We start from the raw sequence: 23,876 nt of genomic DNA, 5'->3' as shown, positions 1-23,876 counted from the left end.
TTTTTTCGATTCCGACGATTTTATCAGAAGACTGAGAGTATTCTGCAAGGGAGGATGAGAATGGATTACCGCATTGCTGTTATAGGCCTCGGATATGTTGGACTGCCGCTTGCAGTGGAATTCGGCAAGATATATCCGACTGTAGGCTTTGATATAAATTCGGAGAGAATCAGGGAATTGTCCGGTCATTATGACCGGACCAGAGAGATTGAACCTGAAGAATTCAAGCCTGCAAAACACCTTAGTTTCACTCTTGATAAAAAAGATATAAGCACATGTAACATTTATATCGTGACCGTGCCGACACCGATCGATTCATACAACAGGCCTGATATCACCATGCTCAAGAAGGCCAGCGAAACGGTGGGGAGCGTTCTTTCAAAGGGAGATATCGTGGTTTATGAATCCACCGTTTATCCCGGCTGTACTGAGGAGGACTGTGTTCCGGTACTGGAAAGTGTATCAGGCCTCAAATTCAACAAGGATTTCTTTTGCGGATACAGCCCGGAAAGAATTAACCCGGGGGACAAGGCGCACAGGCTTCCCACAATAAAAAAGGTGACATCCGGGTCCACGCCGAAGATTGCGGCGATCGTGGACAGGCTCTATTCATCGATAATAACCGCGGGCACACACAAGGCGCCATCAATAAAAGTAGCCGAGGCGGCGAAGGTCATCGAAAATTCGCAAAGGGATATAAACATAGCCTTTATAAACGAACTTTCCATTATTTTTTCAAAGATGGGTATCAGGACAAGGGATGTGCTCGCAGCTGCCAGGACGAAATGGAATTTTCTGCCCTTTGAACCGGGACTTGTCGGCGGACACTGTATAGGGGTCGATCCTTATTACCTGACACATAAGGCGGAAGGGTTGGGCTATATCCCGCAGATTATCCTTGCAGGCCGCAGACTCAATGACAGCATGGGCCCGTATGTCGCTTCCGAGGTAATCAAACTGCTCATCAAAAAAGGATGCAACATCAGAGGGGCGAAGGTTCTTGTTCTGGGGATCACCTTCAAGGAAAACTGTCCTGATATCAGAAACTCGAAGGTTGTTGACGTTATCAGGGAACTGAAGGATTTCGGTTGCGCCGTTGATGTGTATGATCCTTATGCCGAACCTGAAGAGGTTATGGAGGAATACGGCATTCATATTGTTTCTTCTGAAAAGGGACTTGGAAAATATAATGCCATTGTAGCGGCTGTTGCCCATCAGAGATTCAAGGAAATGAGCCTTATCAAGTTCATGGGCAAGGACTGTGTAGTTTATGATGTAAAGGGTATTATTGCCGGGGCAGACGGGGCTTTGTAACTGTTTTATTATTGAGCAATGAATTAAAAAAGACTATTCTAAATTAAATTTATTTTCACCGGCGGCAGTTCACAATAATGCAATAATGGAGGATACAGATGGCATCTGAAGCAAATGTTAAATTCAGGCTTACGGACAGGCAGAAAAAGATAATGCCTGTTCTGATGTGCGGTTCGTTCTTTGAAGGTTTTGACTGGATGGTTATAAACATGACCCTGCCGTATATTGCAAAGGACATGAATATCGGGGTCGAGGCGACCGGTCTTGTTCTTACCCTCGTGGCCATCGGAACCCTGGCGGCTTTTTTCTTCGTAAGGATGGGAGACAAAATAGGGAGAAGGCCCGTCTTCATATGGGCGGTTTGTCTGTATGCCATTATGAGCATAGCTACGGCATTCTCTCCGAATATATACTTTTTTGTCGTCTGCCAGTTCTTTGCAAGGGTGTTTCTTGTCACCGAATGGGCGACAGGTTTCATCGTTGTTGCGGAAGAATTTCCTGCAGAGACAAGGGGCCGCGGTCTTGCATTGTTCCAGTTTGTTGCCGGTATTGGGGCGATCTTCCCTTCAGCCCTGCTTGGTTTGATGATGAAATCGTCTTTTGGATGGCGGGGACTTTTCGTATTGGGAGGCCTTCCATTATTGATCATACTGCTTCTTAAAAAGAACTTCACCGAAACGCAGAGCTTCCAGAAAGCGGCCGATACTAAGAAAAACAAGGCGGAATTTTTCGAAGTGTTCAAACCGGAATACCGCAAGTTCATGATATCAGTTTCTCTGCTATGGTTCTTCTCCTACCTTTGCTATACGACGGCGATGAATTTCTTCTCATACCATGTAGTCAATACCCACCAGTGGACACCCGGCATGATATCCCTGACCACATCGGTTGCATATCTGGTCGGATTCGCAGGTTACATCCTGGCCGGCAAGCTTATGGATTCAATAGGAAGAAAACCAACCGCGATAATATTTTTCATCTGCGGCACCCTCGGGACCGTATGCACATTCCAGATGTCACAGTACTATCTGATATTCGCATCCCTTGTTTTCGGGACATTCTTTATAGGGGTATTCACGGTGCTGTGCGCATCATTTACGAACGAACTTTTCCCGACCAGAATAAGGGCCAATGCCTCGGCCTGGGGTAATAACATATTCGGGAGGCTTGCCCAGGTTGTAGCGCCGGGCTTGGTCGGATATCTTGCAGTTCAAATCGGCGGTACAGGAAATGCAGCCTCGCTGATGGCTCTGGGTCCTATAGTTTCTACAATAATAGTGATATTCCTGCTGCCGGAAACAAAGGGATTCAAGCTTGAGGAAGATGCTGATGAAAAGGCTTTGATTGAGCCCTCAGCCTGATAGAGAAATAGTAGTAAGAACGGTTTCGGTACTTACCGAAGCCGCTCTTTTTATTCAGGCCCTCAACAGAATCCCCCGATGGATATATGCTTTGTTTCCAGATAGGCGTCCAGGCCCTCTATTCCAAGTTCGCGTCCCCATCCGCTCTGCTTGAACCCGCCGAACGGGCAGTTACTGGTAGCCGGTACAGCATCATTGAGACCAATGCTGCCTGCCTGCAGTCTCTCGGACATCATCAAGCCGCGATTCAAATTGCTTGTGTATACATATGCGGCAAGCCCGTACTCGGTAGAGTTGGCCTTTGCGAGGACCTCTTCTTCGGTATCAAAAGGGACGAAGACGGCCACCGGCGCAAATATCTCTTCATTCATACATAGTGCAGTATCAGGAACATCAGTCAGAACTGCCGGTTCAAGGAAAGATCCCGATACATTCAAGCGCTTTCCTCCACATACGAGGCGCGCCCCTTTCGATAAAGCATCGTCGATGAATTCGAGTGCGGTCTGAAGCCCTTCTTCGTTTATGATGGGGCCTATGTCAATGCCCGGCTCGAGGCCGTTTCCTATCTTCATCACCTTAACTTTTTTTACGAATGCTTCGACGAACCTGCTGTAAACTGAACGCTCCACATATATCCGGTTTGCCGCAACGCACGACTGGCCCGTGTTCCTGAACTTGACGGTCATGGCGCCTTCGACAGCTTTGTCGAAATCGGCATCGGCGAAGATAATCAAAGGGGCATTTCCCCCCAGTTCGAGGGAAAGGCTGGTGCACGTTTTCGCTGCACCTGCTATCAGGAGCTTGCCAACTGCGCTCGAGCCTGTGAAGCTCACTTTGCGGCAGATGGGATTATCAAGCATCTCGGAGGCTATTTCGGAAGAGTTGCCCACCACAAGTTGGAAGGCCCCTTTCGGGAGGCCAGCCATTTCTACGCATCTGGTAAGTTCAACAGCCGAAACGGGGGTAAGGCTGGACGGCTTCAGTATCACAGGACAGCCTGCTGCCAGGGCAGGCCCTACTTTTCTGGCCGCCAGCATGAGCGGGAAATTCCATGGTGCGATTGCACCCACGACTCCGACAGGGTTTTTCATAATTATGTGGCGCTTGCTGTCGGTCTGGTTCGGGACCCATCGGCCGTAGGCACGGCGGCCCTCTTCAGCGAACCAGCGGAAATGGTCTATGGTCATGGCGACCTCGGCTTTGCTCTGGGTAAGGGGCTTGCCGTTTTCCATGGTGATCGCCCTTGCGATCTTCTCTGTCCTTGAGGTTAATTCCCCGGCTATGGCCAGCAGGTAATCACCCCGTTTTATTGCAGGCAGCCCTGACCATGCCGGAAAGGCTTCTTCGGCGTCTCCCAATGCTTTGCGGACCTGGTTTCGGTCAACAGTTGCTATATCGGCGAATGCCTCGCCGGTCGCTGGGTTCATAACAGAGATTCTTTTGGGACTGTCCACCCATGTTCCGTTCAAATAAACCTGGTAATGTTCCATGACCTATAGCTCCTTCTTTACATCATAAGCTTGAAATGCGAGTCGATCTTTGTGATGACTTCTACCACCGATGGTTTATTGCTTTCGGTGGCCGTTTTAAGTGCATCTGCCAGGTCACCGGGATTTGTGATCTTGAAAGCATCGCATCCGGCGGAGCGCGCATATGCTTCTATATCAGGCGCCGGGTATTGTGTGCAATAGCGCCTGTCAGGTGCCTGGAAGTCGAGTATGTTGCCGAATGCCGCATTGTTGAGAACCACATAATTGACAGGCAGCTCATATTGTCTGGCAGTTTCAAGGCAGTGAAGCATCATCATCATCCCGCCGTCGCCGCATATGCAGACGATTTTTGCATCCTTTCTCACGAGCTGTGCTGCCAGGGCAGCCGGAAGGCCCCATCCGACTCCTCCTGCTCCGCCCGGCGCGAACACCTGGCCTGCACCTTTTGACATGAAATGGCGCGCCGTCCACTGGCGGTTGTTCCCTGCATCGAGGCAAAGAACTGCGTCGCCGTCGAGCACCTTGTTCACTTCGTGCACGATGCGTTCGGGGGCTATCGGGGACTCGTCCGATATGAACTCGGGGCAGGTGAAGAACCCTGTTTCGGATTTTCTCTTTTTCATCGCATCAATGAAGGCTGAGGTGTCTTTTCCGAAGTTTCTTCTCTTCAAAGCCGTGATGATCTTGTTGAGGCCTGCCTTGGCGTCCGTTATGGCGCTGATTTCGACCGGGTAAGTCCAGCCTGCATTGAGAGGCTCGATATCCATCTGGATGATCTTTTGTTTTGCCGGATTTATGAAAAAAGGGGAGAGCATCATGGTGTTTTCCGGGGAGAGGCCGGTGCCTATTGCGAAAATAATATCTGCTCCAATGATTTTCTCGTTCGCTATCTTCTGTCCGGTGCCGCCCATCGTACCAAGAGCCAGGGCGTGAGTTTCGGCAATGGCACTCTTTCCCATATAACTCGTTGCTACAGGAATGCCGGTAAGCTCTGCAAGTATCCGCAGTTCTTCGTGGGCCTTCGAATGGTGGATGCCTGATCCCGCTATGATTACAGGGGCCGAGGCGTTTATCAGCATGTCTGCGATACGACCTGCGGTTTCATCATCGATGCATGGTTTCATGATATTCAAGTGGCCTGCTGCTGGATAAAGCGGGGGATTCGCCTTATCCGTATCGAACTGCTGCGCGAAGACATTCATCCTGGCGCAGACGCATGCGGGACCGGGGCGGCCTGTCATGGCATGCTTGACAGCCAGGCGGATGCCGTGCAGCAGTTCGTCCGGGCTGTTTGCAAAAGTCGTGTACTTGGTCATGGAGCGCATCATATTAGGCAGGTTGAAAGACCCGTATTCGCCGGTGCCGTTCTGCCAGGGCCCGAATTGTGTCAGTCCGCCGTAGTCGCTGGTGTCGGTGATGATTATCATGGGTGAACCGGTCAGATAGGCTTCGAGAATGCCGAAGGCGGCGTTGGAGACTGCCCATGCCCCCTGGGCGATAACGGCCGCGGGTTTTCCGGTCATCCTGCCATACATGTCGGCCATGCATGAAGCTGCACCTTCATGGCGGACTGTAATGCTCTTTATCCTGCCCTGGTGCTCGTAGAGCCCGTCATAAAGAAAGAGTGCACCGCCGCCCGGGATGCCGAACACATATTCAACCCCGCATTCTATAAGTGTTTGAACGGCCGCATTTCCAATGGACTGCAACATAATTCCCCTCCTGAAAAAACAGCGGTCATCAATCAATGATGCCGTTTACTTGTTCATATGTTCGGATACTATCCTGAAACATTCGCCTGCGACATCGATAGTCCTGTCGATATCATCCTTCGTGTGCTCCCTGCATACGAACCAATTGTGGTGCGGATGCAGGAATACGCCGCGTTTGGCGGCCTCGCCGCAGAAAAGCCGGTTGAGAGAATAGTCGGCATCGTTGTCGAATCTCATGAAAGGCATCACGGGGTGTCCTGTGTAATGCACATTGATGCCAGCCGCATTCGCCTGGGCGAGCATTCCTTCTCTCAGCCTGACGCCGGTTTCGTAGAGCTTTTCGATTACTCCTTCGCGGTTGATGATTCTTATCGTCGCGATGGATGCCGCCATCGGCACTGCCGAGAAGAAGTGAGTGCCCGTGAAATTGGTGGACTCGGCGGCGAACTTGACCGCCTCTTTTCCGGTGATGGCCGAGATGGGATAACCATTGGCCATGGCCTTGCCAAAGCAGATGATGTCGGCGTCCAATCCGTAGTGGCAGTGCGAGCCGTTTGCGTGGATGCGGAATCCGCAGCGTATGTCATCCATTATGACTATTATGCCCTCATTTCTGCATAACTCTGTCAGGCTGCTGTAGAAACCCGGTGCTGGCAGTACCTGGTCTTCCATTGCGGGATGGTGATGGGGTGTGAGAATGACTCCCGCAACATCTCCCTTGTATTCATCTGCAAGCCTCTTGAACCCGTCAAGGTCGTTATATCTGAATGATAGCACATGTGCCCTGTATTCTTCAGGTACGCCGTTCGTGCTGTGCGAACACCAGAAATGAGCCCCGTTATATGCGCCGTCAATGGCGATTATCTTCTTCCTGCCAGTATGCTGGCGCGCGATGGTGACCGCATATGTAGTGACGTCGGAACCGTTCTTGCCGAAGGCGGCCCAGTCCATGCCCCTGATTTGTCTGACGAGAAGTTCAGCAAGCTCGTTCCACCTGTCAGTAGGCAGAGTGAAGGAGTCGCCGCGTTTCATCTGGTCCATCGCTGCTTCGTTCACTTCCGGGTTGCACATGCCTAAAAGGTTCGTGCCGAATGAGCACATGTAGTCGATGTATTCGTTTCCGTCCACATCCCAGACATGAGAGCCCCTGCCTCTGCTGAAAAAGCACGGGTAGGAGCCAAACGTCAGGAAATACGGATTTCTGGGTCCGTAGATTCCATTAGGTATGATTTTTTTCGCTTCCTCGAACATTTGGTAGGACTTCTCGAAAGAATAAAGCTCCATACGTCACCTCCGTCGGTTCTTTATAATATCCGGGCAGGCCTGAACCTGCCTTCACCTCAACAGATAAGGGATCTCCACCCTGAGCGCCTTGTGCGGACACTCAATCTCGCAGGGCAGGCAGAACCAGCATGTGCGATATTCCCCGAAAGCCTGACCGCAGGAAAAGCAGCGTCCGGCCTCTTTTCTGGCGGATTTTTCATCGAGGCAGGTCTCGATCTCTGCGAAATCGTCTTTTCCCGTATACTTTCGTACCGGAACGGAAATCCTTTCACTTCTGATGTCGCTGCCTGTTTTGATCTCGAATTCAGTTACGACCGGTCCCCTGTAGCTGCGCCCGTAGAGCATGTGTTCACCCATGAGATATCGGTGAACCGATTCGGCGGCAACGCGACCTGATGCCATGGCATCGACGACGGATGTAGGGCCGCTGGCCGCATCTCCGGCGCAGAACAAACCTTCTTCAAGTGTTTCGAGAGTTTTTTCATCATACTCTATCCTGCCGTTTTTTATAATGCCGAGCCCTTCAAAAGGCTTTGTTACGGGCGACTGGCCTGCTGCAATGATGACTGTATCTGCGTCCAATGTTTCCATTTGGCATGCATCGAATGAAGGGCTGAAGTTCCCTGATTTATCGAATACGCTCACGCATTTGACGAACTCCACGCCTTTTAATCTGCCGTTTTCAGAGAGGAACCTTAAAGGGCCGAGTGAATTCATCACAGCCACGCCTTCATTCCGGGCCCCTTCGAGTGCCCAGAGGAATGCTGGCATCTCCTGTTCCGATTCGAGGCAGACCATTATCACTGATGCCGCTCCGAGTCTGAGTGCGGACTGTGCGGCATCCACAGCCGCGTTTCCTCCGCCGATGACGACAGTACGCATTCCGACGGCCGGTGGATTTCCTGAGCGTATGGCTTTAAGGAAGACAACGGCATGGTATACACCTGACAGGTTTTCTCCCTCTATACCAAGTTTCCGGTGACCTGACGAACCTGTGGCAATAATTACGGCACCGAATTCTTCTCTGAGTGATTCAATTCGATCCGAGTTGATTACCGTACCGCAAATGAAGGTAATTCCCATGCGTTCAAGGAGAGCGATTTCGCTATCGAGAACGTGTGCGGGAAGTCTGAATTCGGGTATTGCCCAGCGCAGCATGCCGCCGGGGCGGGATTCCGAATCGAATACACTTACCTTGTGTCCTCGCATTGCCAGATCGTAAGCGGCCATAAGCCCGGCAGGCCCGGCTCCGATTATCGCCACAGTCTTTCCTGAGGCTGACGCCATTTCCGGCAGCGCCGTTTCGCCTTCTTCGGTGAAACGGTCCGCAAGGTATCGTTTGAGTGCGCGTATTGCGATACTGCTGCTGCCGAGAGAGGCATGATGGCAGTTCTTTTCGCATGGCTGCGAGCAGACGCGTCCCATGATCCCGGGAAAAGGAAGCTTTTCACGAATGAGATTCATCGCCTTTTCTTCTTCACCCCTTGCAACAAGGTTGACGTATCCCTGAGAGTTGACACCAAGCGGGCATGCCTGCCTGCACGGCGAGAGCTTGAGTCTGAGGTTGTCCATAGGACATTTTTCCACGCATATGCCGCATGCGACACACTTGTCCTTTTCGACAATTATGTTGTCTGTCAGCGCTGTTAAAAGGTTGATCCCGCTCACCTTGAACCCTCCTGAAGCCTTATGATGTCTCTGAATGTGATGTTGACGTCGCGAGGCTCAGATCCCTGAGAGAGCACGATGTGCTTCACCCATTCGCTGTCGTTTCTTTCCGGAAAATCAGTCCTGAAATGCCACATGCCCCAGCGGCTTTCCTTGCGTGCCTTTGAGGCTCGCGCACTGAGGTCTGCGCACTGGATGATGTTTTCGATTTCAAAAGTCTTGAAAAGGTCGTGAACGTCATCAACTCTTACCTTTTCGTCAAGCTCCTGCCTGAAACGCTCCATCCACCATATCGCTCGGTCGAGCTTGTATTCGTTTTTCGGAGGTACGATGTAGTCGTTTATTATCCTGCGAACCTTGTATTCGAACTCTTCCACGGGTATCGGATTGGCTCTCTGCTCCAGCCTGATGTTGCGGTCCCTCATCACCTTTCTTATCTGTCCATCGTCATAATCCGCCTTTCCGCTTGAGCGTTCGGCGTATGTGGTTGCATTTTCGGCAGCAATCTCTCCGAATACAAAGGCCCCGGAGAGGTGTCCACGCGCCACCAGAGATGTGTCTCCTGCCGCAAACAAGCCCGGGACCGTGCTTGCTGCATTTTCATCCACGCGCACGCCTGTGAGCCCGTGGCCGCCGCACAGGAAGCATTCCGTGGGCCAGAGTTCGATCTCGCCGGTGCGGAAGTTCACCCCGCGGCCTTCATAGAAGCGCTCCTGCACAGGCCGCTCGGTCGTAAAGAGTATCTCCTCAATTTCACGAATGCGCTGTTCAGGAAGATGGTTCATCACGATGCGCATCGGGCCGCTACCTTCGCGGTAATGGTCCACCAGCATTGATTTTATCGATGGATGCTCCCTGCTCTTGTCTAAGCCGAATGCATTGAACAGCTTTGCCCCCCTGGTGAGGGTAATGTAGAGGAGCGGGGCGTTTATGTCCTTAACAATATAGTAGATGAGGGTGTATTCGAACCCGCTCAGTTCTGCACCGGCCCTGTACGCGAGGCAGTATCCGTCGCCCGTGTTGCCGGGATAATCGTAGACGCCGTAGAGATATCCGTTGTTCGGAAGGCCGAATCGCGCCGTCCCTCCTGCCGTGAGGATGACTGATTTAGCTGCGCATGCAATGATCTCTCCGGTGCGTACGTTTATTCCCACAGCTCCTCTCACTCGACCTTCATCCATAAGAAGTTCGAGCGCCATGGTGCGGTTGAGAACGCGCACATTCAAATCCGTAAGACGTTTTGCCAGGATGGTCTTGAGTTCCGGTTCCTTCATGGTCACGCAGAACCTGCCCTTGGGATGTACCTGAAGAACCTCGTACTGGCCCTTGTCGTCAACAGGGAAGCATACATTCCAGTTTTCAAGCTTTTTCAGCATGTCCCAGCTCCGCTTTGCCATCAGGTAGCTGGGCGGTTCGTCGAGGATGTCTTCGCATGCCATGCGGCTTGATTCGACATACAGATCCGGTGTCGATATACCGGGCACGGCTACTATATTGAGAGCATCCATACCGCGCACAATGCATCCTGAATAGGTGATATCACCCTTCTCGAATACGACCACCTCCTGAGACGGATTAAGCTCCTTGGCGCGTATGGCTGCCATAGCGCCCGCGCTTCCCCCTCCTATAACGAGCACGTCGCAAACAATTTCGGGAAAATCTTTCTTCATGTAATCTCCTTGATGCAACATGTATAATTGCCCGCCATGAAACAATAATGACGGGCTGTCCTGTTATCTTATCTCTGCAAGTATTCTATGCCCTGATGTAAGGCAGTAGCTCAGGCGGTATTCGTATGGCATGTTCTTGTATGTGTAAGAGAGCATTTCTATCGTAAGTAAAGGTTCGTCCTTTCCGATCTTTAAAACTCCAGCAGTTTTGGCGTCTGCCAAGGCCGCACCAAAAAGTTCCTGATTCCTGATGGTGGGAATGCCGTAGTCCTTTTCGATAACCTCATAGAATGTACTGTTTTCAAGCCGTGATGCGGAAATCGTTTCAAAGCCGGGAAACATAGTTTTAGGGATATATGAAACGGCATAGACGACTGGCTTTTCGTTAGAGCTGAAAAGCCTTCTCATTTCGAACAGGGAATGATCTCCTGCGATCCTGAGGAATCGGTTTGCAGGTTCGAATCCCTTAACTTCTCTTATGCCGAGGAGCTTCACGTTAAGTTCTGCCATGCCGTCGCCGAACTCCCTTACCAGCCTGTAATATCTGAGGCTCTCCTGTCTCAGGATGCTTTTTCCTACGAATGTGCCCTTGCCCTGTACACGGTAGAGGTAACCTTCGTCCACAAGGTTGCCCAGGGCTTTTTTAACGGTACCTGCGCTTATCCTGTATTCCTCCGTTATGAGCCGCTCTGAAGGGATTGCATCTCCCGGCTTCCAGTGGCCGTCCTCTATTTTTCCGCGCAGCGCCTCCTGCAGCCTGTAATAGGCAGGCAAGGGAACGCCTTCCCTCTGCAATATTCCATGATCCGACTTATGCATTTTTCATATCTCTCTGTATTTAAGTTATATATATGACTATATGACTATATATTAGATTCATCATCTTTTGTCCACATGATTAATCCTGGAAATATGAATTTATCATATTGAACAGAAATAGCTGGTTTCCTGAGAAGGCGGATGTGCTGCGGAGATTAAATAAGGTTTATCTTTTGGAGGGCATAATCGGTTATTTTCAAGTAGAAAAGCCTGCAACAATTGTTTTGTTGCAGGCTTTGAACCGAGTTCATCTAGTAGGCGTATTTGCTGGAGTATTCTTCAACTATTTTATACTTCTGTATCTTTCCGCTTGCGGTCATGGGATAGGAGTCAACGAACTCCCAGTATTTGGGAATCTTATGCCTGGCGATTTTCCCCTGGCAGAATTCCACCATCTCTTCAGCCGAGGACACCTGACCATCGGTCAGCTTTATAACCGCGAGAAGCTGCTCCCCGTATTTCTTATCGGGGATTCCCACAACATAAACATCGCTGATTTTGGGATTCTTATGCAGGAACTCCTCGATCTCACGGGGATAGATATTTTCTCCGCCCCTGATTATCATTTCCTTTATCCTTCCGGTCACCTTGAAATAACCGTTATTGTCAACTTTTCCGAGGTCTCCGGTGTGAAGCCATCCGTCTTTGTCTATGGTTTCCAATGTCGCATCGTCCATCTTGTAATAGCCCTTCATGACGCAGGCGCTTCTGGTTACTATCTCTCCCTGTATATCAGGGCCGACATCTTCTCCTGTAGCAGGGTCGATGATCTTGCCTTCGATGTCAGGCAGAAGTGTACCGACGGTCGATACCCTGAGTTCCACCGGGTCATTTCTCCTGGTCATGGTCATTACAGGTGAACTTTCTGTCTGACCGAATGCTATGACGATTTCGGGGCAGTGCATCTTCGTGCGCACGTCGTTCATGACCTCGACCGGGCAGGGCGCGCCGGCCATGATGCCTGTCCTTAATGATGACATGTCATAATTCGGGAAGTCAGGGTGGTTCAGCATTGCTATGAACATAGTCGGCACACCGTTTATCGCCGTACATTTTTCCCTGTCGATATACTGAAGGGCCTTCAGGGGATCGAAACTTTCCACGACGACCATTGTCGAACCGTGGCTTACGGCATTCAGTGTGCTCATAACGCATCCGAAGCAATGGAACAAAGGGACGTGAATCAGAAGCCTGTCTTCATGAGTCAGGTCAAGGACATCTCCGACCATGATTGCATTGTTCACTACATTGTGGTGTGTAAGCATTACCCCTTTGGGAAAACCGGTTGTGCCGGATGTGTACTGCATATTTATAACATCGTGCGTATCCAGTGAATTAGCACGCTCCTGAAGTTGCATGTCAGTTACAGCCTCTCCCATGATAAGCAGCTCATCGAATCTGAACATGCCCGGAGTGTCATTCCTTGGGCCTATGTAGACAACGTTTTTCAGATAAGGCATTTTTTCATTTGAGTATCTTCCGCAGCCGGTCTCACTCAATCCGGGAAGGACTTCATAGGCCATATCGACAAAGCTGGAATCCCTGTATCCGTCCATAAGAACAAGTGTTGTGGAATCCGACTGCCTGAGTATATATTCAAGCTCGCTAGATTTGTAGTTCGTGTTTACCGTTACAAGAACAGCCCCTATCATGCCGAGACCGAACTGCATGTAAATCCATTCAGGCAGATTCGTAGTCCATACGGATACATGATCCCCTTTTTCGACTCCGAGCGCCATGAATCCCTTTGCAACACTGACACACTTTTTTTCGAACTCCTTCCATGAAAGCCTTATCCCGGATTCAGGAAATACAAGCGCATCACGATCAGGGTGTAGTAACGCTGTTTCATGTAGAATTTTGCCGACTGTGATATTGCGAAAACCGCTCATCTTAATCCCCCCATTTATTGTTTAAGATATGATCTGAAAACCAACCCTTTTTCATTCGCATTATTTGCCAGATGCGTGCCAAACTTTTTTAAAATATTGAGAAAAAAACTAATCCTTTAATAATCCATAAAAAATACTTTTGCTGCAGTTTATAATAGGCATACGTTGAGGTGAACCGACCATAAAACAAACCAAGGCCTTATGGTTGATAAGCCATAACTGCAAATACAAAAATACCTTGTATTTCTTATTGCGGGATTTTTTTCCGGAATATTTCTTACTGGAGCGGGAAACGGGATTCGAACCCGCGACTTTAACCTTGGCAAGGTTACACTCTACCACTGAGTTATTCCCGCACCGTGCGCCCCTTTATATGCAAGAGATTCTACCTTGTCAAGATTCTTTGAGATTCTCCGGAAAAAAACTTGACGATAAACAGTTATTGTTTACTGTCCCTGTTTCTGCCGGTATAAACCGTTAACGAAACGGGATATTTCAACGCCTTTTTTTCCAATAGGAAAAAGCAAGCCATGTTGACAAATGAGGCTGGCGGTATTTTATATAAGAAATTCATTACTAGGGAGGGTTCATGGGCAATCTGACATCAATAAATACAAGTACCAGATTCTGTGCAGTAATAGGAAATCCGGTTGCTCACAGTCTGTCACCTGCCATTCACAATGCCGCCTACGAGCATCTTGGACTAGATTTCGTCTATGTCGCTTCAAGGGTGGAGGATATCAGGAACGCTCTGGCAGGTGTCAGGGCATTGAGCAATCTCAGGGGATTGAGCGTCACCATCCCTCATAAGATTGAGATCATTAAATATGTGGATGAAATCTCAGATACTGACAAAGCGATAGGCTCCATCAATACCGTCATTCATGAGGGAGAGAAGCTTATCGGGCTGGGAACTGACGGGCCGGGTGCGATGAAGGCACTTCTTGATGGCGGGGTCGAGCTTGAAGGGCGAGATGTCCTGATTCTGGGCGCAGGGGGCGCTTCCAGGGCGATTTCATTCACGCTGGCAATGAATGCCGGAATCTCGGGAATTACGCTGCTTGATATAAACGAAACTCTGCTCAGGGGACTGGAAAGAGACCTTGTCTCAGGGACAAAAACCCCTATTACTGCTCAACTTATAACGGATCGTACAGTGTTTGATGCCGTTAAAAGGGCGGATATAATTATAAACTGTACTTCGGTCGGAATGCACCCGAATGAAGATGCATCCCTTATACCTCCCGAAATATTCAGGAAAGATCAGGTCGTTTTCGACATAGTCTATAACCCGCTTGAAACAAAACTCATCAAAGAAGCAAAGTCATGCGGTCTTGCAGTCATCCCCGGGGTTGAACTTTTCATCAATCAGGCAGCCCTTCAGTTTGAACATTTCACCGGGGTCAAGGCCCCAGTTGAAGTAATGAGAAAGGTTGTTCTCGATAAGCTTAGAATATAAAGAAAAAAGGGCGGTTTTCATGCCGCCCTTTTAAATCAGTAGAGGAACAGTGGTTTTCCTTCAAGATTTTTTATGTTCGGTCTGTATTTTTCGATGTCATAGAACTCATCGACATTCACCCTCTTGATGCCTGTTGTGACCATGCTTAGCGGAATGTGCGTGTAGACGCCGTTTTTGATGGCCAGCATTCTGCCGTAGATTTGTTTACCTATCAGGTCAAGTGCCAGATTTGCAAAATTGAATCCCACCATGAGGTCGACGGAGTCCGGGGCGCCGCTTCTCATCATGTATCCGATGGACTGGTATACAACTTCCTGCCCGGTTTCTTTTTTCAGGATGTCGGTTGTAACCTGGCCTATACCGCCAAGCTTCTTATGGCCGTAAGGGTCCTCCTCTCCGCTTTCAACTATGCTGCCACCCATAAGCATTGCACCCTCGGAAATTGTCAGCATTGCGTAGTTGCTCGGGTTTGATCTTTTGTCTTCCATGATTAATTTTGCCAGTTTATCAGGATCGAAAGGAACTTCTGAAATCAGCGCCCTGTCAACAGAGGAAAGATATGCGGCCATCAAAGATGTTTCACCTGAATTCCTTCCGAAGAGTTCAATGACAGCAATCCTTTCATGGGAGCCCACGCTTGAGCGCATATTTGTAATCAGCTGTTCGCTCCGGCTGACAGCTGTTGAAAAGCCGATACAATAATCTGTTCCGAACACGTCATTGTCCATTGTTTTGGGAATTGCAATCACCCTGACGCCTTCACGGTGAAGCCGTTCGCTGTAGCTTTGAGTGTCATCTCCGCCAATGGGAACCAGGACATCCAGATTAAGTGCTTCAACGACCTTAAGGGCATGCGGTGTCATATCAAACCTGTCTCCATCAGGGATGCTGCCTTTCAGATGGGCAGGAAGGTCTTTAGCCTTGACCTTGGAAGGATTCGTGCGCGATGTGTGAAGGAACGTACCGCCTGAACGGTCCACAGTTCTTACGGCCTGTTTGTCCAGAATGAGTGCATTGACGGCATTATCTTTAAGGCTCAGTTCCGGATTGTAATTCAATATGCCGAACCAGCCCCTTCTTATTCCTATTACCTCGTGACCCTCATCGATTGCTCTGTAAACCAGGGCCTTGATGCACGGATTAAGACCCGGTACATCACCGCCTCCTGTCAGAATACCTATCCTCATATCTTCCCCTCCCGATAAAAATTGTGCCTATGTTTACTTGCAGATGAAAAATTTTGTCAAGAGGCGCTTATCCGGTGTTGTTTGTAAGGATTGATTTAAAGAGATGTCTCTGTTAAAACTCTATCTTAATATGGACCCACATCTGATTGAAAAGGCTGCTGATATCATCATAAATTCTCATCATGCCATAGCCCTTACAGGAGCAGGGATTTCCACGGAATCCGGTATCCCCGATTTCAGGTCACCGGGAGGGATATGGGAAAGATATGATCCGATGATATTTTTCTTTGACAGGTTTATATCGCATCCAGAGAATGTCTGGCGGTCGTTCATCGAAATGTTCAGCGCAGGCGATCTGCCCCTGTGGGATGCAAAGCCGAACCGGGGGCATGAGGCATTATCGATTCTTGAACATGCAGGCCTTATAAAGACAGTCATTACACAGAATATCGACAATCTTCATCAGAAGGCCGGCAGCAGAAACGTCATAGATTTCCATGGAAATATGCTGTTTGCGAAGTGCATGAGCTGTTCAAAAAAAATCTGGTACAAAGAGGTTGTCGAACAGGTGAGTCGTGTAGTTCCGCCAGTCTGCTCATGCGGGGGACTCTTAAAGCCTGATGCGGTGCTGTTCGGGGAGCCTATTCCGGCCGAAGCGATGAGGAAGTCGATCGATGAGGCAGAGGCGTGCGATCTCATGCTTGTTGTGGGGACATCTGCACAGGTAGAGCCGGCGGCTTCATTGCCTCTCATTGCAAAGGGGATGCATTCTTCATCAAGAAGGCTCGGCGGTTTCAATGCGTGTATAAAGGAATGCAGGATTATCGAAATCAACAGAGAACCGACTTCATTGACTGAAAGAGTATCGGATTTCATCATACAGGGATCAACTGGGTTGATTCTTCAGAGTATTATCGAGAGGATTAAAAAGTTGAAGAGAATAAAATGAAAAATTACATCACGTGTCCGAAGAGAAAAGGCAGTCCCAAAATTTCTGTGGAGGTGTGTGCGAGTTCCTGCAAAAGGAAGAAGACCTGCAAAGTCTATTATATGTTTAGAAACCCGGCGTTATTGCCTGAACTTGCAAGTGTGATGCAGCGCCGGAATTTTTAATGTTTTTTATGAATTCTGCCGGTCTTTCTTTCCCAATTCTTAATTAGGAATAAAGGAGACTCTGTTATGGAAATGAAAAGAAGAGATTTTATCAGGATAACCGGTACCCTTATACTAGCTTCAAGTATGCCGGCTGTTTACGGATTTGGTGATCTGACGAGAAAAGACATCAGGGAAGATGATTATGACAGGGTTGCAAAACTTATAAGCAGGGAGGAATTTGATATACTGAATATGGCCTCGCTTGCGCCTAGCGGACATAATACTCAGCCGTGGAAAATCAGAATAATGGAACCCGGCAAATGGATGCTTTGTTCAGCAAGACAGAGATGGCTCCCGGGAGTCGATCCTGCAAACAGGGAACTGATGCTTTCCATGGGTGCTTTCCTGCGGAATCTGGAGATCGCAGCAGGCGCAAGAGGATACAGTGTGAATACAGATATTCTCTCAATTGATCCCAAGGACAATTCCATTGCAGAAATATCACTTAAAAAGGGAAAATCTGTCCCTTTTGACATTGAAAAGCTGACCTCAAGACGTACGGTGAGAAAAGACCTGTTGACCCTGCCAATATCAGCGGCGGATTATTCATTTATAACCGGCGGCAACAAAGACGACTTCATTTATATTCCAAAGGGAACGAAAGAGGCGTCATATCTTCAGACGGCAACAATCGAGGCAAACCGGATTCAGGCCGGCCGGGTGCCGGCATGGGAAGAGCTTTCAAACTGGATAAGGTGGTCAAATAGTGATGCCAGAAAATTCAGAAACGGCCTTACCCCGGCATCTATGGACATCAAAGGTGCGGCGGGATGGTTTGTAAGGAATTTTTATAACAGGAAGTCAGTCCTTACTGATGATTTCAAAAAGAAATCCATAGATATGGTGACAAGACAGGTTTCAAACTATGGAGGCTGGATAATAATAACTTCTCAAAAATCAGACATAGCCCCTCTCATCTCTGCCGGCTCGAAATTTCAGGATATGTTTCTTAATGTAAGAGAAAAAATGATTGCAGTGCATCCCATGACCCAGATACTTGAAGAAGTTCCATTTAAGGATAATGTCAATAATGAACTAGGGATTGAGAAGAAAATCCAGTTCATTCTGAGAACAGGTTACATTAAGAAATATCCTCAGCCTGTGAGTCTCAGGATGCCCGTCTCATGGTTCGTAAGCTCGTAGGACATGCACGAAAATATTGACGCATTTCTGGCGTTCGTCCAAATGCATAAGGAGCTTGGCTACATAGCCATGTTTCTTATCTGTATTCTGGAATCGATCGCCTTTGTCGGCGAGCTGATTCCGGGAACCACATTGCTGATAATTGTAGGAGCAATGGCTGCAAAAGGGGTGATGGACCCTGAAATCCTTATCATTGCAGCATCGCTCGGGGCCATAGTTGGAGATGTCTTAAGTTTCTGGCTTGGAAGGAAGGGGGAAGGGGTCCTTGGCAGGTTCGGACGGTTCGTTAAACCAGAATATATCGAGAAGGGAAGGGAATTTGTAAAGAAGCACGGCAGCAAGAGTATTCTGTTCGGAAGGTTCATCGGTCCGTTGAGACCCATTGTGCCTTTTGTAACAGGGCTTTTCAGCATGAGCACAAAAAAGTTCATCATCTGGGATGCAATAAGCGCACTGAGCTGGTCAATGGTGTATATATATCTTGGCAACGCCGTCTGGATATTGTGGGAACTGGCAAAGATGTGGAGCACAAGGGGAGGGGTGATCGTACTTCTCCTACTGGCAACAGTCGTTACCGCATATCTTCTACGTGAATACATTGCGCATCAAAGCATGATTTTTCTTATACATACAGGCAGTGCCTGGGACAGGCTTGTCAAATATCTCAAATCCAGACCATCAGGTATAATCCGGTTCGCCGGCCAGCGAATTGACAGGAACCGTCTGACCGGGCTTAAACTGACACTGGCTATTTCAGTTTTTATACTGTGCTTTGCGGTTCTTGCTTCGATAGTTCTGAGTGTTGTCAGGACAGATGCCGTGGCGGATTCGGATTTGAGGATCATCAGTTATCTGTACATATTCAGAACACCAGCTATGGTGGAAATCTTCTCCTGGATCGGAGTTCTCGGAAATATATGGGTTGTCGTTACCCTGGGTATAGCCATAATGGTGATGATGTGGCTGGTCAAAGAGCCCGGATATGTATTACCCATGTGGCTGGGGATTGCCGGCAGTTATATATGCAATTTAACGGGGGGATTTTTTTTCAAAAGGCCTCTACCTGCAATGCCTGCCGTTCATGAACACATCTATTACTTTCCAAGTGCGTATTCCAGCGTCTCGCTGGTATTTTACGGCTATATTATCTACTTTGTCCTCAAGGTGTCTAGGAATGTAAGGACCAGACTTAATGCGGTTTTTTTCCTGGTACCTGTAATTGTTCTTATAGGCTTCTCAAGGATATACCTGGGTATGCATTATGTTACCGATATTCAGGCGGGATGGGCCTTGGGGATGCTGTGGCTTATATTGTCGATACTGATTGCCGAATACCTGGAGTATTCCCATCCTCACGGATATATTCATGCAGTGCCTCCAAAAATCAAAGGCTTATGCGCTGCCCTGGCTGCATGCTGGATTGTGCTGTTTCTGTTCTTCGGCCTGAGCGAATATTCAAAGGTTTATCATGAAAAAGAGACTCCCCGCCTTAAAGAGTCGAAAAATCCGGCGGATATTTTCCTGAACGAGCATTATCCCATATATTCGGAATCACTGTTCGGGGAGAACCGGGAACCGATCAACTTAATTATTGCCGCGGACAGCTTGAACGAACTTGAAAGTTACATGGTCAGGGCAGGCTGGAATCTTGCGGATCCGACGAGCTTTTCAAATATTCTCAAAAGGGCGAAGGCTATTGTTACAAATGAAAATTACTATAATTCACCGGTGACTTCTGCTTTCTGGCATTCGCGTATCCAGGATGTCGCGTTTGAAAAGCCTGCGCTCAGAAATGGCATTGCAGAGATGCATTGGGTGAGGATATGGAGAACAGGGGAAAGGACATCCGACAAAAAGGAAATATTTGTTGGCAGCGCCTCTTATGATATCAGCCTCGGATCGAAGTTTATCCATAAGATAAAGCCCGATATAGATGAGGAGAGGGATGCCCTCTTCGCTTCCCTTTATGAGTCGGGGGCAGTCCAGTCTTATGGAAAGATAAAATTAATGGACAAAATCAACAAAAAGAAACTCTTCGGCAGGAATTATTTTACTGATGGCATGGCTGTTTTGATTATCCTGAAATAGCGAGGGGGGATTACCCCGGTTTTTTTGTTCCCTTTTCTATGTCTATAATCACATGGCCGCCGGGAAATTCCTTGGTTACGAAAGGGTCCAGAGAATCCATTTTGCGGATGATGTCCCTGATCTTTCTGGATTCATTGAGGATCTCGCCCGCCATTGACCTTATCCTTTCATTCTGTGATGCCCTCTGTATTTCATGTGCGAGCCCCATCAGAACGGTAAGCGGCTGGAAAACCTCATGTGACATGGTTGTTGCAAGCTCTGCTACAAGGCCTACCTGCCCCAGGCGCTCCAGGTCGTCACGTCTGGAAATGTAGTCAAACGCCCTCAATACGGTATTGAGAAGAAATTCCGGAACAAAGGGTTTGATGATATAGTCATACGCCCCGAGCCTTAAGGCTACGATTACGCTGTCGATACTGGCATGATCCGTCATCACAATGACCAGGCTGTCTCTTTTTCTTTTTTTGAGAAAATCAATAATGCCGAAACCGTCTATATCCGACATTTCAAGGTTTGTTATCACGATCGGGAAATCTTCCCCGGCAAGGATTTCCAGTGCCTCTTTCCCGCCCCCGGCCCTTATTACTTCCAATCCCTGAGACATAAGTATTTCTTCCAGAAGACATGCATTCGCATCATCCTGTTCGATGATCAGGGTCTTTTTTGCGGGCTGATTTTTCTTTCTATCGGGCATATTGATTACAATAAGTAACGCTTAACAATAAATCAAGAAGCATCTCGGATTTAACCGGAAATGAGACACATGAAAAACAGTACGGCTGCTTTATTCTAGTGGAGACAGTTCGTAATTCCGGAACTGCCAATATATGCATGAACCAGGGCAACGATAGGGGAAGACATGCGATTGTAGTGCTCGCCGTATTCGACAACAAACCTTTCACCCGCAAAGTAAATTACAACAGGCCTTACGCCTTCCCAATTTCCTTTGCTCTGGCTTGAAGTCTCTGTCGTCATCATAATCGCTTATCTCCTCTCTCGTGTCCTACTGGTATGTATCGGCGTCAATCAGAATTGCTTAACAGGTATAATGTGAAATCAGGATTTATTGATTCGTTCCTTGATCTGATTAAGAAAGTTAAGGGCTTCAAGAGGGGTTGTGCATGACAGGTCGATTGCCGTGATCTGTTTGATTATGTCTGATACCAGAATGTTTTCCGTGTTATCCGGTTCCGGCTGATCGAAGATACTTGTCTGCGTCATGGCGCCTGAACCGGATGATATTCCAACTGTTCTGGCTTTCTTGTCTATGCTTCCCAGAACGGCTCTTGCATCTGCAATGACTTCTTCGGGTATGCCCGCAAGCTTTGCTACATGGATTCCATAGCTTCTACCGGTTGCCCCCCGTCTGACTTCTCTCACGAATACGACATCATGCCCGCTTTCTTCGACCGCCATATGGTAGTTCTTTATCCCCTTGTTCTTACGGGCGAGGTCGGCAAGCTCATGATAATGGGTAGCGAAGAAAGTCCTGGTTCCAAGCCTGTCAAGGTATTCTGAAACGGCCCATGCCAGAGACATGCCGTCATAGGTGGACGTTCCCCGGCCAATTTCATCGAGGATCACCAGAGATGATCCGGTTGCATTCTTGAGGATATCGGCGGTTTCGCTCATCTCAACCATGAAGGTGCTCTGTCCCGTCGAAAGGTTGTCCGATGCGCCGATGCGTGTGAAAATCCTGTCTGCAATCCCGATTGTGGCCGATTTCGCAGGCACGAACGACCCCATCTGGGCCATGATCACGATAAGGGCTATCTGGCGCATATATGTCGATTTTCCGGCCATGTTCGGCCCTGTAATTATATGAATGTTATCCGCGGTATGATCGAATCTGCAGTCATTGGGGACGAATTCGCCTGCTTTCAGTACCTTTTCGACAACCGGGTGCCGTCCGGCCTTGATTTCAATTATGCGGCCCCGTTCGACAAGGGGCCTGGAATAATCGTTTTCAAGCGCCGCCTGCGCCAATGAGGATATGGCATCAAGCACGGTTATACCGTTTATAGTCTTTTTGAGACCATCCTTATGTGATGCTGCAAACTCCTTAAGTTCTGAAAATATCCTGGCCTCGATCTTTGCAATCAGATCCTGCGCATTCAGAAGCTTAACTTCATATTCTTTCAGTTCAGGCGTTATGTAGCGTTCGGCATTGACAAGTGTCTGCTTGCGGATATAGCTCTGCGGGACCTTTTCTGCATTGGCCCTGGTAACCTCTATATAATATCCGAATACGCGGTTATAACCGATTTTGAGTGTGGTGATCCCTGTTATGGATCTCTGCTGGGCTTCGTGTTCAGCTATCCATTTCCTCGAGTCCCTCCTTATTTCACGCAATTCGTCGAGTTCTCCATCGATGCCGCTCCTTATGACAGGAGAATCTCCCAGCTTGAGGGGAGGGTCGTCAACAATGGTTTCAATAATTCTCGATCTTATATGCTCAAGGGGATCCAGTTCCAGATTTTGTATCAGGCGGCTTTCAAATTCATTCAGAAGAGATTTAAGCAGAGGGACCTGCTCGAGACCCATGGCAAGGGAGAACAGATCCCTCGGTGTTGCCCTGTCAGAGACTATCCTGCCGAGGATGCGCTCAAGGTCATAGACGTTTTTCAGGGCTTCCCTGATTTCAGACAGTTTTTCAGGATTGTTTTTAAGCTCACCCAGCGCATCGAGTCTTTCGTTTATGGAGGCTTCATCCATTAAGGGAAAATTGAGCCAGTCGGCCAGCCTTCTGGCACCCATTGCTGTTTTTGTCTTATTGATGATGTTATAGAGGCAGTCTTCCTTTGATTTAGAAAAGGACTCGAAAAGTTCGAGATTCTTTTTCGTATTGGCTCCGAGAATCATGTAAAGGCCGGGGTTATAGAACCTGACAGATGTGATATTGCCTGCTGAGGATTTCTGTTTTTCCAGTACATAATTGAGTACCATAACAGCCGCCATGGCTGCCGCCTGATTGCCTTCGAGTCCTAGGCCGGCAAGGGACGCCGTCTTGAAATGAGAGCACAGGATTTCCCGGCATCTGGATAAAGAAGGTACGGAATCGATAATGCTCGTATAAAAACCTTGAGGCACACCTGATGCATCCTGGCACAATATCTCGCTCGGCGAAATGCGGCAGACCTCGCTTATGAAATCATTACGGCTGTTAAGCTCCGTGACGCGGAAATCACCTGTTGTGATGTCGGTGAATGCAATACCGTAAGAGTCATTTTTGTCGTCCTGAAAAACCGCCATCAGATAATTCGAGCTCCTGCTGTCAAGATGGGTTTCTTCATTTATCAGGCCGGGTGTGAGGACCTGCACGACCTCGCGCTTTACAAGACCCTTGCCGCCGACTTCACCCTGTTCGCATACGGCGACCTTTCTGCCTGCCTTTATCAGTTTTGCGACATAGGAGGAGGCGCTGTGATAAGGCACCCCGCACATCGGTACGGGATTTTCCTTTGCCCTGTCTCGGGTGGTAAGGACGATCCCGAGAATCTTCGAGGCCTCGATTGCATCCTGATAGAACATCTCATAAAAATCTCCCATGCGGTAGAACAGTATTGCATCGGTATGCTGTTTCTTGATCTCATGATACTGCTGCATCATGGGAGTAATCTTTTCGGTCATGGAG

At 48.6% G+C, this 23,876-nt stretch carries 17 protein-coding genes and 1 tRNA gene; 6 read left to right on the top strand and 12 right to left on the bottom strand.

The window, feature by feature from the left end; all coding sequences use genetic code 11:
- Window positions 1–60 precede the first annotated feature (60 nt).
- Window positions 61–1,314, top strand: a complete 1,254-nt coding sequence (tviB, locus tag VIS94_12675) for a Vi polysaccharide biosynthesis UDP-N-acetylglucosamine C-6 dehydrogenase TviB (protein HEY9161922.1) — start codon at window positions 61–63, stop codon at window positions 1,312–1,314.
- Window positions 1,315–1,412: 98 nt separating this feature from the next.
- Window positions 1,413–2,675, top strand: a complete 1,263-nt coding sequence (locus VIS94_12670; protein HEY9161921.1) for an MFS transporter — start codon at window positions 1,413–1,415, stop codon at window positions 2,673–2,675.
- Window positions 2,676–2,737: 62 nt separating this feature from the next.
- Here VIS94_12670 and VIS94_12665 read toward each other — a convergent pair whose 3' ends face one another.
- The 8 genes from VIS94_12665 to VIS94_12630 all read right to left on the bottom strand — a co-directional run bounded on the left by VIS94_12665 (window position 2,738) and on the right by VIS94_12630 (window position 13,566).
- Window positions 2,738–4,165: an NAD-dependent succinate-semialdehyde dehydrogenase gene (locus tag VIS94_12665; GenBank protein ID HEY9161920.1), complete on the bottom strand. Its 1,428-nt coding sequence runs from the start codon at window positions 4,163–4,165 to the stop codon at window positions 2,738–2,740.
- A gap of 17 nt (window positions 4,166–4,182) precedes the next feature.
- Window positions 4,183–5,877 carry a thiamine pyrophosphate-binding protein gene (locus VIS94_12660; protein HEY9161919.1) on the bottom strand — a complete coding sequence of 565 codons (1,695 nt, stop codon included), beginning with the start codon at window positions 5,875–5,877 and terminating at the stop codon, window positions 4,183–4,185.
- A 45-nt stretch (window positions 5,878–5,922) separates the two neighbouring features.
- Complete coding sequence (locus tag VIS94_12655) at window positions 5,923–7,161, bottom strand: aminotransferase class III-fold pyridoxal phosphate-dependent enzyme (GenBank protein HEY9161918.1); 1,239 nt, start codon at window positions 7,159–7,161, stop codon at window positions 5,923–5,925.
- 51 nt (window positions 7,162–7,212) lie between these two features.
- A complete protein-coding gene (locus VIS94_12650) occupies window positions 7,213–8,829 on the bottom strand; it encodes an FAD-dependent oxidoreductase (protein HEY9161917.1) in 1,617 nt (538 codons plus the stop codon).
- Entirely contained in the window at window positions 8,826–10,499 is a 1,674-nt protein-coding gene (locus VIS94_12645) for an FAD-binding protein (GenBank protein ID HEY9161916.1), read from the bottom strand. The genes VIS94_12650 and VIS94_12645 overlap by 4 nt, the downstream gene beginning before the upstream one ends.
- A gap of 63 nt (window positions 10,500–10,562) precedes the next feature.
- Window positions 10,563–11,318, bottom strand: a complete 756-nt coding sequence (locus VIS94_12640; protein ID HEY9161915.1) for a GntR family transcriptional regulator — start codon at window positions 11,316–11,318, stop codon at window positions 10,563–10,565.
- Window positions 11,319–11,569: 251 nt separating this feature from the next.
- Entirely contained in the window at window positions 11,570–13,210 is a 1,641-nt protein-coding gene (locus VIS94_12635; GenBank protein HEY9161914.1) for an AMP-binding protein, read from the bottom strand.
- 281 nt (window positions 13,211–13,491) lie between these two features.
- Window positions 13,492–13,566 (bottom strand) — tRNA-Gly (locus VIS94_12630).
- Window positions 13,567–13,799: 233 nt separating this feature from the next.
- Between VIS94_12630 and VIS94_12625 the strand changes: the two genes are divergently transcribed.
- Complete coding sequence (locus VIS94_12625) at window positions 13,800–14,669, top strand: shikimate dehydrogenase (GenBank protein ID HEY9161913.1); 870 nt, start codon at window positions 13,800–13,802, stop codon at window positions 14,667–14,669.
- A 35-nt stretch (window positions 14,670–14,704) separates the two neighbouring features.
- On the opposite strand, the gene VIS94_12620 is transcribed toward VIS94_12625, so the two are convergent.
- Window positions 14,705–15,856, bottom strand: a complete 1,152-nt coding sequence (locus tag VIS94_12620; GenBank protein HEY9161912.1) for a 6-phosphofructokinase — start codon at window positions 15,854–15,856, stop codon at window positions 14,705–14,707.
- A 103-nt stretch (window positions 15,857–15,959) separates the two neighbouring features.
- Here VIS94_12620 and VIS94_12615 point away from each other — a divergent pair, with 103 nt between their 5' ends.
- The 3 genes from VIS94_12615 to VIS94_12605 all read left to right on the top strand — a co-directional run bounded on the left by VIS94_12615 (window position 15,960) and on the right by VIS94_12605 (window position 20,242).
- The gene (locus VIS94_12615) at window positions 15,960–16,805 is read left to right on the top strand and encodes an NAD-dependent deacylase (GenBank protein HEY9161911.1); all 846 of its coding nucleotides are present in this window, start codon (window positions 15,960–15,962) and stop codon (window positions 16,803–16,805) included.
- Window positions 16,806–17,035: 230 nt separating this feature from the next.
- On the top strand, window positions 17,036–18,154 hold the full coding sequence (locus VIS94_12610) for a nitroreductase (protein ID HEY9161910.1): 1,119 nt from the start codon (window positions 17,036–17,038) through the stop codon (window positions 18,152–18,154).
- A 3-nt stretch (window positions 18,155–18,157) separates the two neighbouring features.
- On the top strand, window positions 18,158–20,242 hold the full coding sequence (locus tag VIS94_12605) for an LssY C-terminal domain-containing protein (protein ID HEY9161909.1): 2,085 nt from the start codon (window positions 18,158–18,160) through the stop codon (window positions 20,240–20,242).
- A 10-nt stretch (window positions 20,243–20,252) separates the two neighbouring features.
- On the opposite strand, the gene VIS94_12600 is transcribed toward VIS94_12605, so the two are convergent.
- The 3 genes from VIS94_12600 to mutS form a co-directional block, all read right to left on the bottom strand.
- On the bottom strand, window positions 20,253–20,936 hold the full coding sequence (locus VIS94_12600; protein ID HEY9161908.1) for a response regulator: 684 nt from the start codon (window positions 20,934–20,936) through the stop codon (window positions 20,253–20,255).
- Window positions 20,937–21,031: 95 nt separating this feature from the next.
- The gene (locus VIS94_12595; protein HEY9161907.1) at window positions 21,032–21,220 is read right to left on the bottom strand and encodes a hypothetical protein; all 189 of its coding nucleotides are present in this window, start codon (window positions 21,218–21,220) and stop codon (window positions 21,032–21,034) included.
- A gap of 78 nt (window positions 21,221–21,298) precedes the next feature.
- Window positions 21,299–23,851: a DNA mismatch repair protein MutS gene (mutS, locus tag VIS94_12590; GenBank protein ID HEY9161906.1), complete on the bottom strand. Its 2,553-nt coding sequence runs from the start codon at window positions 23,849–23,851 to the stop codon at window positions 21,299–21,301.
- Between the last annotated feature and the right edge of the window lie 25 nt (window positions 23,852–23,876).

The organism is Desulfomonilia bacterium (assembly GCA_036567785.1).
Classification (GTDB): Bacteria; Desulfobacterota; Desulfomonilia; order UBA1062; family UBA1062; genus DATCTV01.
The sequence above is the reverse complement of the archived record's forward strand: the minus strand, read 5'-3'. Positions and strand labels throughout refer to the sequence as shown.